We start from the raw sequence: 12,498 nt of genomic DNA on the forward strand, positions 1-12,498 counted from the left end.
ATGAAGCACGATGCGCTGTTTGAGCGTTTTAGCGCGCGGCTCAAGGCACAGGTTGGTCCGGAAGTCTATGCAAGCTGGTTTGCACGGCTCAAACTCCATACCGTTTCGAAAAGCGTCGTCCGCTTTACCGTTCCGACGACCTTTCTGAAGTCCTGGATCAACAACCGTTACATGGATCTGATCACCAACCTCGTTCAGAGCGAGGATCCGGATGTGTTGAAGGTGGAGATTCTTGTCCGCTCGGCCAGCCGTCCGGTTCGCCCGGCGCAGGCTGACGAACGGGTGCAGCCCGCACCTGAGGTCGGTGCGGCTCCGCGCAACAAGTCTTTCATTCCGTCGCAGCCCGCGACGGCGCCCGCCGCACAGCCTGCGGCAGCGCAGGCAACCCTGCGTCAGGGCGGCTCCGGGCCGTTGTTCGGTTCGCCGCTTGATACGCGTTTCACCTTCGATACGTTTGTCGAAGGCTCGTCCAACCGTGTCGCACTTGCGGCGGCAAAGACGATCGCCGAAGCCGGTGCCGGCGCCGTGCGCTTCAACCCGCTGTTCATCCATGCGGGTGTTGGTCTCGGCAAGACGCATCTTCTGCAGGCCATTGCCAATGCCGCCATCGACAGCCCGCGCAATCCGCGCGTGGTCTATCTGACGGCTGAATATTTCATGTGGCGTTTTGCAACGGCGATCCGCGACAATGATGCGCTGACGCTGAAGGATACGTTGCGCAATATCGACCTGCTCGTCATCGACGACATGCAGTTCCTGCAGGGCAAGATGATCCAGCACGAATTCTGCCACCTGCTGAACATGCTGCTCGACAGCGCCAAGCAGGTCGTGGTTGCGGCTGATCGTGCACCGTGGGAGCTGGAATCGCTCGATCCGCGTGTGCGGTCCCGTCTTCAGGGCGGCATGGCGATCGAGATCGAAGGTCCCGATTACGACATGCGGTATGAAATGCTCAACCGTCGTATGGGTTCGGCGCGTCAGGACGATCCGTCTTTCGAGATTTCGGACGAAATCCTGACCCACGTGGCCAAAAGCGTGACGGCGAGCGGACGCGAGCTTGAAGGTGCTTTCAACCAGCTGATGTTCCGGCGCTCTTTTGAGCCGAACCTCTCGGTTGACCGTGTCGATGAGCTGCTGTCGCACCTCGTCGGAAGCGGTGAAACCAAGCGCGTGCGCATCGAGGATATTCAGCGCATCGTCGCCAGACACTATAATGTGTCGCGACAGGAGCTGGTTTCCAACCGCCGCACCCGCGTCATCGTCAAGCCGCGCCAGATCGCCATGTATCTGGCCAAGATGCTGACGCCGCGCTCCTTCCCCGAGATCGGTCGCCGTTTTGGCGGTCGCGACCACACCACGGTTCTTCACGCGGTGCGCAAGATCGAGGAACTGATTTCCGGCGACACCAAGCTCGGCCATGAGGTTGAGCTGCTGAAACGCCTGATCAACGAAAACAACGCATGAAAAAAGCGGCCTCCGGGCCGCTTTTTTATTGGTTTCTCAATTTTCGATTGGCTGAGGGCAGGCAGTACTGCCGGTCAGCACGCGAGATCCGCGACCACGGCATCCAGAATAAGCATGCCAGAAGGCGTGCAGCGCAGGCGGGAATTGCCGAGCCTTTCCACGAAACCGTGCTGCAGAAGGAATTCCTCCTTCTCCGGATCGAGGTCGCGGCCGGAAAGATCGCTCCAGCGGGCCAGATCGATACCTTCGCGCAGGCGAAGCCCCATCAGCAGCAATTCATCGGCCTGTTCGTCGACGCCCAGCATTTCCTGATCGACCATGCCATGGCCTTCCCGCTCGACGGTCTCGAGCCAGGTTTCCGGGTGTCGCTCGGTGGCGGTGGCGAGCTTGGAGGCGCCCCTCGTCAGGCGTCCGTGCGCGCCGGGGCCGATACCGGCATAATCGCCATAACGCCAGTAGGTGAGGTTATGGCGGCTTTCCGCGCCGGGGCGGGCGTGATTGGAAACCTCGTAGGCCGGCATGCCGTAGCGCTCGGTGATTTCCTGCGTCGCCTCATAAAGCACAGCCGAATGCTCGCCATCCGGCACGATGAGTTTGCCGGCCTTGTGCAGACCGTAAAAAGGCGTGCCCTCTTCGATGGTGAGCTGGTAGAGCGACAGATGGTCGACGGCATAGGAAACCGCCTCCTTCAGTTCGGCATCCCATTCGGCCACCGTCTGCTTCGGGCGTGCATAGATCAGATCGAAGGACATGCGCGGAAAGATTTCCCGCGCCAGCCGGATGGCTTTCAAGGCATCGGCGACATCATGCAGGCGGCCAAGAAACTTCAGGTCCCGGTCGTTCAGTGCCTGCACGCCAAGCGAGACGCGATTGACGCCCGCTGCGCGATAACCGCGAAACCGTTCCGCCTCGACGCTGGAAGGGTTGGCTTCCATGGTGATCTCGATACCATCGGGCACATGCCAGAACCGTGCAACGCCATCCAGAATGGCGGCAACCGTCTGCGGGTCCATCAGCGATGGCGTGCCGCCGCCCATGAAGATGCTGGTAACGACCCGCGGGCCGCTCAGCGCCCGCATATGTTCCATTTCACGCAGGAAGGCCGCGGTAAACCGCTCCTGATCCACCGGCCGGTGGCGGACGTGGCTGTTGAAATCACAATAGGGACATTTGGCCGCACAAAAGGGCCAATGCAGATAGATCCCGAAACCGGGATCGCCCGTATCCGGCAGAAGCGATGCGCCGGGGGCAGAAAAATGATGCTCCCCGACCATCGGGTTCATGCCTCCAGGCAGGTTTCTACGAATTCTTTAAAGGCGCGGGCGCGGTGCGACAGCGCAAAGGCGTCACCATGTTTCCAGCCATGTTTTTCATCCGCCGTCATCTCACCAAATGTAGTGTCGTAACCCTCGGGTTTGAAGATCGGATCGTAACCGAAACCGCTCGTTCCGCGCGGCGGCCACACCACAGTGCCTTCAACCTCGCCGCGGAAATATTCGAGATGTCCGTCCGGCCAGGCAAGGCACAGCACGCTGACGAAGCGGCCCTTGCGATCTTCCGGCTTCGATGCGCCGCGTTCCGCAAGCGCATCTTCAACCTTTTGCATCGCCATGGCGAAATCGCGTGTGCCGTCGGCCGTCTCCGCCCAGTTGGCGGTATAAACGCCCGGCGCACCGTCAAGCGCGTCGATAACCAGACCGGAATCGTCGGACAAAGCTGGCAGGCCGGATGCCTTGGCGGAGGCAAGCGCCTTGATGGCGGCATTTTCCTCGAAGGTGGTACCTGTCTCATCCGGCTCTGCGAAATTCAGCTCGGCAGCCGACTTGGCAGAGAAGCCGAAAGGTCCGATCAGATCGGCGATTTCGGCGATCTTGCCCTTGTTGTGGCTGGCGACGACGATCGTTCTGGTATCGAGCTTGCGCATCATGCTTTCCTGTCGGCTCAGGCAATCGCCTGCTTCTGAAGGGCGACCAGTTCGCTGCAGCCTGCCTTGGCAAGGCCAAGCAGCGTCAGGAATTCTTCTTCGGAGAAGGGTGCTCCTTCCGCCGTTCCCTGCACCTCGACGATGCCGCCGGAGCCGGTGATGACGAAATTCGCGTCGGTCTCGGCGGACGAGTCTTCCAGATAATCGAGATCGATCACCGGCTGCTTGGCGAAGATGCCGCAGGAGATCGCGGCGATATGGTCTTTCAGGACCTTCTCGACCTTGATCATGTTGCGGGTTTCCATCCACTTCAGGCAATCATGCAGGGCAATCCATGCGCCGGTGATGGAGGCGGTGCGTGTGCCGCCATCCGCCTGGATGACGTCACAGTCAATGCTGATCTGGCGTTCGCCGAGCGCCTGCAGATCAACGACAGCGCGCAGCGAGCGGCCGATGAGGCGCTGGATTTCCTGCGTGCGCCCACCCTGCTTGCCGGCGGCGGCTTCGCGCTTCATGCGCTCATTGGTAGAGCGCGGCAGCATGCCGTATTCGGCGGTCACCCAACCCTTGCCGCTGTTGCGCAGCCATGGCGGCGTCTTTTCTTCAAGGCTAGCGGTGACGAGCACATGCGTGTCGCCGAATTTGACCAGACAGGAGCCTTCGGCATGTTTCGAGAAATTGCGCTCGAAGGAAACCTTGCGCATCTGATCGGTTTTTCTGCCTGAAGGCCGCATATGATCCACTCTCCATGTTGGTTCCTGCCTTCTAAGGCGCGCTCCGGGCTTTTGCAAAGCCAATTTCCATTTTGCCGCAGCGGCGCGACGCATTATATTGGCGCAGAGTAGATTTGGGCGACAAAGAACGGACGAGATGGGTTTTTCAGCACCGCTTTCAAAAGATCAGGCATCTCTGCTGGATGAACGGTCGCGGGAAATTTTCCGCCGCATCGTCGAAGGCTATCTCGACACTGGTGAACCCCTGGGCTCGCGCAGCCTGTCGCGGCTGCTGCCAATGTCGCTTTCGCCGGCCTCCGTGCGCAACGTCATGAGCGATCTCGAAGAACTTGGCCTCATCTATTCGCCGCATATCAGCGCCGGACGGCTGCCCACCCAGACGGGGCTGCGTTTCTTTGTTGACGCCTTCATGCAGGTGGGCGATCTGCCTGCCGACGAGCGGGCGAATATCGACCGGCAGATCGGCCCGGTCGCCGGCCACGAACAATCGCTGGAAGGGTTGCTGACGGAAGCGAGCCGCATGCTGTCGGGCATGTCGCGCGGTGCCGGCCTCGTGCTGACGGCCAAGAACGATGTCATCCTCAAACATGTCGAATTCATCCGGCTGGAACCCACCAAGGCGCTTGCGGTGCTGGTGGGCGACCACAATCAGGTCGAAAACCGCATCATCGAATTGCCGACCGGCATTTCCTCGTCGCAATTGACCGAGGCGGCCAATTTCATCAACGCCCATCTCTCCGGCCAGACGCTGCAGGAACTGCGCGGCCAGTTCCAGACGCAGCGTGCGGAGCTGCAATCGGAACTCGGCACACTGGCGCAGGATCTCATCGAGCGTGGCCTTGCCGTCTGGGCGGGTGACAATGAGGAGGGCAAGCTCGGCCGCCTCATCGTTCGCGGACGTTCCAACCTGCTGGAAGGACTGGCCGGCGAAGAAGACATCGATCGTGTGCGCCTGCTGTTCGACGATCTGGAGCGCAAGGAAAATCTGATCGAGATCCTCAACCTTGCGGAAAGCGGCTCGGGTGTGAGGATTTTCATCGGCTCGGAAAACAAGCTCTTTTCGCTGTCCGGTTCATCGCTCATTGTTGCGCCCTACCGCGATGAGGACAACCGGGTCGTGGGTGCTGTCGGTGTCATCGGGCCGACGCGGCTGAATTACGCCCGTATCGTTCCCATGGTCGATTATACCGCCCAGATCATGGCCCGCCTTTCCCGGAAGCAAAGATAGGGCAAGCCCGCAAGGCCAGAGAATGCGGCAAGCTTTTCGCCGCAAGCCTTGATTTTTGCCCGCCAAAGCTCGATATCGGGCGCAACCAACAATATTCAAATTTGGAGAACGTCATGACCGACGATACGAAAAAGCCCGGACCTGACGCGGACATCGCCGAAGAGTTTCTCGATCCCGCACTTGCCGGGGAAGAGCCGACTGATGCTGCCGAACCCGATCCGGTCGAACTGCTGAAGGCTGAAAATGCCGATCTGCGCGACAAGTTCCTGCGTCTCGCCGCCGAAATGGACAATCTTCGCCGCCGCACCGAGCGCGACGTCAAGGACGCCAAGGCCTACTCGCTGGCCGGTTTTGCACGCGACATGCTCGCGGTTTCCGACAATCTTCGCCGCGCGCTCGAGGCTATCCCGGATGAGCTCAAGACCAATGGCGAAGCCGGTCTCAATGGCCTGATCGAAGGCGTCGAGATGACCGAGCGCTCGATGCTGTCGACGCTCGAGCGCCATGGGGTCAAAAAGATTGATGCAGAGGGCCAGAAGTTCGATCCGAACTTTCACCAGGCCATGTTCGAAATTCCCAACCCGGCAGTTCCGAACAACACCGTGCTCCAGGTTATCCAGGCCGGTTTCACCATCGGCGACCGCGTCCTGCGCCCGGCCATGGTGGGTGTTGCCAAGGGTGGCCCGAAGGCGGAAACCGCCGCATCGGCAGAGCCCGGCACGGCCTCTCTCAATGAAAAGGATGCCTGAGGCATTCCTTCCCGTAATAAAAAACGCGCCCTTGAGGCGCGTTTTTTTTGTCATGAAAAGCTGAGATCAGTGGTGACGGATCAGGCCGCCGTCGCCTGTTCCTGATTGAGGAAAGCATAGATTGCCGTGTCGGAATCGGTGGCACGCAGCTTGGCCACCAGTTCAGGGTCGCGCAGGGCGCGCGCAATTCGAGACAGTGCCTTCAGGTGATCCGCACCAGCGCCTTCAGGCGCAAGCAAAAGGAAAACCAGATCGACCGGCTGGTCGTCCAGCGCTTCGAAATCGACCGGCGTTTCAAGGCGTGCGAAGACACCCGTGATCTGATGAATGCTGGCGAGCTTGCCGTGTGGAATGGCGATGCCATGGCCGACGCCGGTGGAGCCGAGCTTTTCACGCTGGAGGATGACGTCGAAAACTTCCCGTTCCGAGACTCCGGTAATTCTGGCTGCCTTTGCGGCCAGCTCCTGAAGCAATTGCTTTTTGGAATTCACCTTGAGGGCGGGAATAATCGCATCTTGTTGCAGCAAATCTGCCAACGCCATTCTCTTTTTCCTTCATGCCATCGAGACGATGCAGGAGGCAGAGACGCTTTCGCGTTCTGCCTCCCACGTCTTGTCAGACTGTTCAGCTCTTGATCGTTTCCGCGTCGATCCAGCCAATATTGCCGTCATGACGTCGGTAGACGATGTTGAGATATTCCTTGCCCGGGCTGCGGAACAGCAGAACCGGTTCGTCCGTCATGTCGAGCGCCATCACGGCGCTGGCAACGGACATTGTCTTTATCTGTTTCGAACTCTCCGCGACGATGGTGGGTGCGTAGTCCTCGGGAACCTCATGGTCCTCATCGGGAACAGCATCCATCACCGTATAGGCGATTTCCTGCGACACGCCATTCGAACCATTGTGATGGTCCTTCAGCTTGCGCTTGTAGCGACGCAGGCGCTTCTCGATCCGCTCTGCGGCGGCATCGAAACTTGCCTGCGGATCATTTGCCTGACCCGCCGCATGCAATACAACGCCCGTATCGAGATGCAGCTTGCAGTCGGCTGCAAAACGCGATCCGGACTTCTCCACGGTTACCTGGCCTGAATACCCCCCATCGAAGTATTTGGTAACTGCCAGACCTATATTGTCCTCAATCCGCTGACGGAAAGATTCGCCGATCTCCATATGTTTACCAGATACACGCACACTCATGGAAATTTTCCTTTTTGTAGTGATTTGCGAGTACCAGCTTACGTCAAGCCGAGCGCGCATCCAAGCGTTTCGAAGACCTTAAAAAGCCTCCATTCGAATTTTACGCCCATGGACGGTGGAGATGAATCCGTTACAAATGACCTTGCTTACGTGTGCGGCGGGCTTCTAGCCCCTGGCGTGATAAGAGTCAATGGTGCGGCAAAAAAGCGCTCCAAACGTGATCAGGCGCGCCGCTCAGAAGACTGACAACTTCGCGATCGCCTTCTTTTCGCGGCGTCTCTGAACGGAGGAGGGGATGTTCATCGCCTCACGATATTTGGCGACAGTGCGGCGGGCGAGATCAACGCCGCTCTTTTTCAGATTGTCGACGATGTCATCATCGGAAAGTACCGCCTCGGCGGCCTCCTGTGCGATCATGGCCTTGATGCGATGACGCACCGCTTCCGCCGAATGGCTGTCGCCGCCTTCAACCGCGCTGATCGAGACGCTGAAGAAATATTTGAGCTCGAACAGCCCGCGTGGCGTCAGCATGTACTTCTTCGATGTCACCCGACTGACGGTGGATTCGTGCATCTTGATGGCGTCGGCCACCGTCTTGAGGTTCAGCGGGCGCAGGTGATCAACGCCGTTGACGAGAAAGGCGTCCTGCTGGCGCACGATCTCGGTCGCTACCTTCATGATCGTCCGGGCACGCTGGTCGAGGCTGCGGGTCAGCCAGTGAGCCGTTTGCATGCACTCGGAAAGGAAATCCTGGTCCTCACCTGCACGCGTCTTATGTTTCGAGACCTCGGCGAAATAGCTCTGGTTGATGAGCACACGCGGCAGGGTGTCGGGATTTATCTCCACAAGCCAGCCGCCGGATGAAGAGGGTCGAACGATGATATCAGGGACGATTGTCTCCGACACGGTCGAATCATAACCCGCGCCGGGACGCGGATTGAGCGTCCGGATCTCCGCCAGCATGTCGAGAAGGTCCTCTTCATCGACCCCGCAGAGTTTTTTCAAGGTAGCAAAGTCGCGTTTGGCCAAAAGCTCGAGATTATCGATCAGGGCCCGCATCGCCGGATCGAGCCGATCCCTCTGGGCGAGCTGGATTGCCAGGCATTCGCTCAATGAACGGGAAAACACGCCCGGAGGATCGAAACCCTGAAGCGTCTTTAAAACATGCTCCACCGCCGATGGCGCCGTTCCCAGCCTTTCAGCGACATCATCGACGGCATCCGCTGCGATGTATCCGGTCTCATCGAGCTGGCCGATCAGCGCATCGGCGATCATGCGGTCCTCGGGGGAGGATATGGCCAGCGGCATTTGCTGATTGAGATGGTCACCAAGGCTTTGTTTCGCGGCGACGAAATCGTCGAGATCATAGCTTTCGCCGGATTCCTGCCCGGGCATGGATTTCCACTGGCTTGCCAGTTCGGGCGCATCGGCCTTTCTGGGCTCGGCATCGTCCTGGAAGACATTTTCGAAGCTGGTATCGAGCTGTTCACCGAGATTTGCGGCGCGGTCGCCGTACCAGTCTTCGCTGTCGGCCGTTACCGTGGGGTTTTTATCCGAGGCTTCGCCGTCGGAATCGCTGAAATTATCCGCATTATCAGGTAAGTCGCCGCCCAAATCGCCGTCGTTTGCTGCAATTTCGAGCAGCGGATTACGCTCCACTTCCTGCGCGATGAACTGCGTCAGCTCGAAATGCGTCATCTGAAGCAGCTGGATGGACTGCATCAGCTGCGGTGTCATGACGAGAGACTGGTTTTGACGCAGCAAAAGGCTGGCAGACAATGCCATGGCGGACGCGAAACTCCCCTTACAGCTTCTCCATTGCCACAGTTTTCATAAATTTTGAGAAGGCAAAGAAACTTGGCCCAAAAATTGCTTTTTTATCTTGTTTGGTCAAGCGTCGGCGCAGGGCGCGATGAAGAATCTTTCGCGCCCGCAAGCTTAAAGGCTGAAATTATTGCCGAGATAGAGCCGGCGCACGTCCGGATTGTTGACGATATCGTCCGCGCGGCCGTGGGTCAGAACCTCACCGGCATGGATGATATAGGCGCGGTCGATGAGGCCGAGCGTTTCGCGGACATTGTGGTCGGTGATGAGAACACCAATCCCGCGTGCGGTGAGGTGTCTGACGAGATTCTGAATGTCGCTGACCGAAATCGGATCGACACCGGCAAAAGGCTCGTCCAGCAGCATGAAAGTCGGATCGGTCGCCAGAGCGCGGGCGATCTCAAGGCGACGGCGTTCACCGCCCGATAGTGCGACTGCCGGCGACTTGCGCAGCTGGGCAATGTGGAATTCTTCCAGCAGCTCATCGAGCTTGCGGCTTCGCTTGGCACTGTCCGGTTCGTGGACTTCAAGCACGGCGCGGATGTTTTCCTCGACCGTCAGCCCGCGAAAAATCGAGGCTTCCTGCGGCAGATACCCGACGCCGAGACGCGCACGCCTGTACATCGGCATGCCGGTCACATCATTGCCATTGATGGCGATCTTGCCGCTATCGACGGGTACGAGGCCGGTGATCATGTAAAAACAGGTCGTCTTGCCGGCGCCGTTCGGACCTAAAAGCCCCACGGCCTCACCGCGACGCACGACGAGCGACACGCCGTTGACCACCCGGCGCGTGTTATAGGTCTTTGTCAGCCCATGCGCGATCAGCGTGCCTTCATAACGGGCTTTGTCGGCCTGTGAGGTCGCTTCCACGGATGGGTTGCGCCCACCGCCAAACATTTTTGAGATCGAAGGTATCTTCACGAGGTGAGACTACTGTTTTTTCTGCGATTTCGGATCGAGCATGATCCGAACGGGGCCGCCGCAGCTTTCGAGCTTCGCCTGTCCCGAGTTCATGAGGACAGTGAGCTTGCAGCCGGTGAAGACATTCGTGCCCTCGGACAGAACGACCTGCTTGCCCGTCAGGATGAAGGTCTGCGCCGCCATGTCGAATTCGCCATGATCAGCCGTGGCCTTCTGGGTCTCGGACGTCAGATAGACATTATTATCGACGAAGATTTTTTCGATATTGGCGTCACCACTGGTGAGCGAGGAGCCCTCGCCCTTGTAGTTGACTGTCATCTTGCCGGCCTGAAGGGTGGTCGTGCCCTGCACAACTTTCACGTTTCCGGTGAAGTAGGCCTTGCGCTCCTGATCCCGGATTTCGAGCTGGTCGCTTTCAATCGCGATCGGCTGATCGCTGGAGAGCTTCACACCCTGCATGTTGCTGGTGGTGCTCTGGGCGAAGGCCACGGTTGCGAGACAGGAGAAAACAAGACCTGCGGCTGCAACGCCTGCGGATCTGCCAAGGGAAACGGGACGGGAAACTTGCATCATCTGGACCGGGCTCTCACTTGGCTTCATTTTTGATATTGGATGCAGCGATACGTGCCCGTACCTGCCCCGAAAATGTAATTGTCTTGCCATTATCGGCGATATCAATCGATTGCGCAACAATGGCACCGTCGTTTGTTTTGATCGAAACGGGCTCTTTGCTGCTCATTTTTCCGGCCTTCAAATCAACATCCGCAGACTGGAACTTCGCTTGTATGCCATTGCTGAGATTGATGTCAAAAGGTGCCGTCATCTTCAGCGTATTGGTGGCCCGGTCGAAAATGCCTTCCTTGGCGATTACCTGTGCGACGCTGTCATTGACAGGCACTGCGGCCAGAACTTTTTCCAGCGTCATCAGGTTGGGATTGGCGATATCCTGCAACGCACGGTCGGCGTTCATGGAATAATCGATCCCCTTCTCGTTGCGGCCGGCAACGGCAGGTTTTTCCATCACGATCTTGCCGTCTTCGATCCTGGCGCTTTCCAGCGAAACCTCGTCTGGCGCCCAGGTGCGGATGAGCGAAACGGCGATGAAGGCGAGCGAAATCACCGCGGCACTGAGCGGCAGGATGATTTTCAACCGCTTCACGCGCGCGGAATGCCGCAGAGCGCGCTCGTAAGCGCCGTTCTGGTCATTCGGCAGCGGAAATGCTGGCGCGGGTTCGCGAAGTCGTTCAAGCATAAGAGTGGGTCCGGAAACTTCCTGGGTGCCATTTTTGGCGCACAATTGAAGCTTGTATGTTTATCTGAATGTGTTTGGCACGAGTGCTTTGTCCTGCCAATATGGTTTTTGTCTGGAAAGGTGCAAGGGAAATGCGAATTTTATCGTAATTCTGGTTTCCTTATTGTTTCCTTGCGGCTTCGCGCTAGAAGAACCATATGGCCGTGAAGCACACGTGGCGTCAAAGGCCGGATGGCAGAGGTTCTCGATGGATAATATGGCGATAGCAGATCGTAGGCAATTGCGCCGCAAGCTGACTTTCTGGCGGATTGCCGCTGTTTTGCTGTTTGTCGTCGGTATTTTCGGCCTTTACCGGTTTTTCTGGACCGAGCCGCAGCAAAGTGCCAGGCCCCATATCGCCCGCGTTGAGATTTCCGGTCTGATCCAGGACAATACGGAACTCCTGGAGCGGCTCGACAAGATCGCCAAGAGCGACAATGTCAAAGGGCTGATCGTGTCGATCTCCTCGCCGGGCGGCACCACCTATGGCGGTGAGCGTATCTTCAAGGCCATTCGCGGCGTTGCGGACAAGAAGCCGGTCGTTTCCGACGTCCGAACGCTGGCCGCCTCCGCCGGTTACATGATCGCTTCGGCCGGCGACGTCATCGTCGCGGGGGAAACCTCGATCACCGGTTCGATCGGCGTGATCTTTCAATATCCGCAGGTGGGCCAGCTGATGGACAAGCTCGGCGTCTCGCTGCAGGAAATCAAGTCCTCCCCGTTGAAGGCGGAACCTTCGCCGTTCCACGAGGCACCTGAAGAGGCAAAGACGATGATACGCGCCATGGTGATGGACAGCTATGGCTGGTTCGTTGACCTTGTGGCCGATCGTCGCAAGCTGCCGCGTGAAGATGTGCTGAAACTGGCGGATGGCTCGATTTTCACCGGCAGGCAGGCGCTTGCCAACAAACTGGTCGATACGCTCGGTGGCGAAAAGGAAATCCGCGGTTATCTCGAAACGCACGGCGTTGCCAAGGATTTACCGATCGTCGAATGGCGCGCACCGTCGTCTCGTTCGCCTTTTTCGTTTTTCAGTGTTGCGCAAATAGCGAAGTTTCTGGGATATGACGATTTAATTCCCTTTGCGGGACCCGGCCAGCTCGGTGCGGACAAGTTGTTTCTTGACGGTCTTGTTTCCGTTTGGCAGGTTGGGCCACGTTAAA

At 58.3% G+C, this 12,498-nt stretch carries 13 protein-coding genes; 4 read left to right on the forward strand and 9 right to left on the reverse strand.

Annotated features, from left to right (window positions below; genetic code table 11):
- Positions 1-1,464: chromosomal replication initiator protein DnaA (gene dnaA, locus QSV77_RS00005; RefSeq protein WP_302731959.1), on the forward strand; the 1,464-nt coding region annotated here is incomplete at its 5' end.
- A 74-nt stretch (positions 1,465-1,538) separates the two neighbouring features.
- On the opposite strand, the gene hemW is transcribed toward dnaA, so the two are convergent.
- From hemW to rph, 3 genes are read right to left on the reverse strand one after another with little or no spacing between them, the layout of a single operon-like run.
- Positions 1,539-2,738: a radical SAM family heme chaperone HemW gene (hemW, locus tag QSV77_RS00010; protein WP_046799451.1), complete on the reverse strand. Its 1,200-nt coding sequence runs from the start codon at positions 2,736-2,738 to the stop codon at positions 1,539-1,541.
- A gap of 5 nt (positions 2,739-2,743) precedes the next feature.
- A complete protein-coding gene (gene rdgB, locus QSV77_RS00015) occupies positions 2,744-3,388 on the reverse strand; it encodes an RdgB/HAM1 family non-canonical purine NTP pyrophosphatase (RefSeq protein ID WP_302731961.1) in 645 nt (214 codons plus the stop codon).
- 17 nt (positions 3,389-3,405) lie between these two features.
- A complete protein-coding gene (gene rph, locus QSV77_RS00020; protein ID WP_142840908.1) occupies positions 3,406-4,122 on the reverse strand; it encodes a ribonuclease PH in 717 nt (238 codons plus the stop codon).
- A 136-nt stretch (positions 4,123-4,258) separates the two neighbouring features.
- On the opposite strand from rph, the gene hrcA reads away from it, so the two are divergent.
- Together hrcA and grpE are read left to right on the forward strand one after the other, a co-directional pair.
- Positions 4,259-5,350 (forward strand): heat-inducible transcriptional repressor HrcA, encoded by a 1,092-nt coding sequence (gene hrcA, locus QSV77_RS00025; RefSeq protein ID WP_302731968.1) that lies wholly within the window; start codon positions 4,259-4,261, stop codon positions 5,348-5,350.
- 113 nt (positions 5,351-5,463) lie between these two features.
- Positions 5,464-6,099, forward strand: coding sequence for a nucleotide exchange factor GrpE (gene grpE / locus QSV77_RS00030; RefSeq protein ID WP_046799317.1), 636 nt, complete (start codon positions 5,464-5,466; stop codon positions 6,097-6,099).
- Between the two features lie 80 nt (positions 6,100-6,179).
- Here the strand turns inward: grpE and ptsN are convergent, their stop codons facing one another.
- The 6 genes from ptsN to lptC all read right to left on the reverse strand — a co-directional run bounded on the left by ptsN (position 6,180) and on the right by lptC (position 11,296).
- Positions 6,180-6,641, reverse strand: a complete 462-nt coding sequence (gene ptsN / locus QSV77_RS00035) for a PTS IIA-like nitrogen regulatory protein PtsN (protein WP_046799318.1) — start codon at positions 6,639-6,641, stop codon at positions 6,180-6,182.
- A gap of 82 nt (positions 6,642-6,723) precedes the next feature.
- Positions 6,724-7,296, reverse strand: a complete 573-nt coding sequence (raiA, locus tag QSV77_RS00040; protein WP_046799319.1) for a ribosome-associated translation inhibitor RaiA — start codon at positions 7,294-7,296, stop codon at positions 6,724-6,726.
- Between the two features lie 234 nt (positions 7,297-7,530).
- Positions 7,531-9,081, reverse strand: coding sequence for an RNA polymerase factor sigma-54 (gene rpoN, locus QSV77_RS00045; RefSeq protein WP_302731977.1), 1,551 nt, complete (start codon positions 9,079-9,081; stop codon positions 7,531-7,533).
- 153 nt (positions 9,082-9,234) lie between these two features.
- Positions 9,235-10,020 (reverse strand): LPS export ABC transporter ATP-binding protein, encoded by a 786-nt coding sequence (gene lptB / locus QSV77_RS00050; protein ID WP_161991301.1) that lies wholly within the window; start codon positions 10,018-10,020, stop codon positions 9,235-9,237.
- A gap of 33 nt (positions 10,021-10,053) precedes the next feature.
- The gene (locus QSV77_RS00055; RefSeq protein WP_170979842.1) at positions 10,054-10,614 is read right to left on the reverse strand and encodes an LptA/OstA family protein; all 561 of its coding nucleotides are present in this window, start codon (positions 10,612-10,614) and stop codon (positions 10,054-10,056) included.
- Positions 10,615-10,630: 16 nt separating this feature from the next.
- Entirely contained in the window at positions 10,631-11,296 is a 666-nt protein-coding gene (gene lptC / locus QSV77_RS00060; protein ID WP_046799323.1) for an LPS export ABC transporter periplasmic protein LptC, read from the reverse strand.
- 247 nt (positions 11,297-11,543) lie between these two features.
- Between lptC and sppA the strand changes: the two genes are divergently transcribed.
- Entirely contained in the window at positions 11,544-12,497 is a 954-nt protein-coding gene (gene sppA / locus QSV77_RS00065; RefSeq protein ID WP_269700168.1) for a signal peptide peptidase SppA, read from the forward strand.
- Position 12,498: the final 1 nt, after the last annotated feature.

The sequence above is a fragment of the Agrobacterium sp. V1 genome (assembly GCF_030518355.1).
In the GTDB taxonomy this organism is placed as follows: Bacteria; Pseudomonadota; Alphaproteobacteria; order Rhizobiales; family Rhizobiaceae; genus Agrobacterium; species Agrobacterium cucumeris.

What these genes read in the sequence shown, in the direction of transcription:
- hemW (WP_046799451.1), bottom strand. Translation starts at nt 2,738, where the DNA reads ATGGTCGGGGAGCATCATTTTTCTGCCCCCGGCGCATCGCTTCTGCCG.
- rdgB (WP_302731961.1), bottom strand. Translation starts at nt 3,388, where the DNA reads ATGCGCAAGCTCGATACCAGAACGATCGTCGTCGCCAGCCACAACAAG.
- rph (WP_142840908.1), bottom strand. Translation starts at nt 4,122, where the DNA reads ATGCGGCCTTCAGGCAGAAAAACCGATCAGATGCGCAAGGTTTCCTTC.
- hrcA (WP_302731968.1), top strand. Translation starts at nt 4,259, where the DNA reads ATGGGTTTTTCAGCACCGCTTTCAAAAGATCAGGCATCTCTGCTGGAT.
- grpE (WP_046799317.1), top strand. Translation starts at nt 5,464, where the DNA reads ATGACCGACGATACGAAAAAGCCCGGACCTGACGCGGACATCGCCGAA.
- ptsN (WP_046799318.1), bottom strand. Translation starts at nt 6,641, where the DNA reads ATGGCGTTGGCAGATTTGCTGCAACAAGATGCGATTATTCCCGCCCTC.
- raiA (WP_046799319.1), bottom strand. Translation starts at nt 7,296, where the DNA reads ATGAGTGTGCGTGTATCTGGTAAACATATGGAGATCGGCGAATCTTTC.
- rpoN (WP_302731977.1), bottom strand. Translation starts at nt 9,081, where the DNA reads ATGGCATTGTCTGCCAGCCTTTTGCTGCGTCAAAACCAGTCTCTCGTC.
- lptB (WP_161991301.1), bottom strand. Translation starts at nt 10,020, where the DNA reads ATGTTTGGCGGTGGGCGCAACCCATCCGTGGAAGCGACCTCACAGGCC.
- QSV77_RS00055 (WP_170979842.1), bottom strand. Translation starts at nt 10,614, where the DNA reads ATGCAAGTTTCCCGTCCCGTTTCCCTTGGCAGATCCGCAGGCGTTGCA.
- lptC (WP_046799323.1), bottom strand. Translation starts at nt 11,296, where the DNA reads ATGCTTGAACGACTTCGCGAACCCGCGCCAGCATTTCCGCTGCCGAAT.
- sppA (WP_269700168.1), top strand. Translation starts at nt 11,544, where the DNA reads ATGGATAATATGGCGATAGCAGATCGTAGGCAATTGCGCCGCAAGCTG.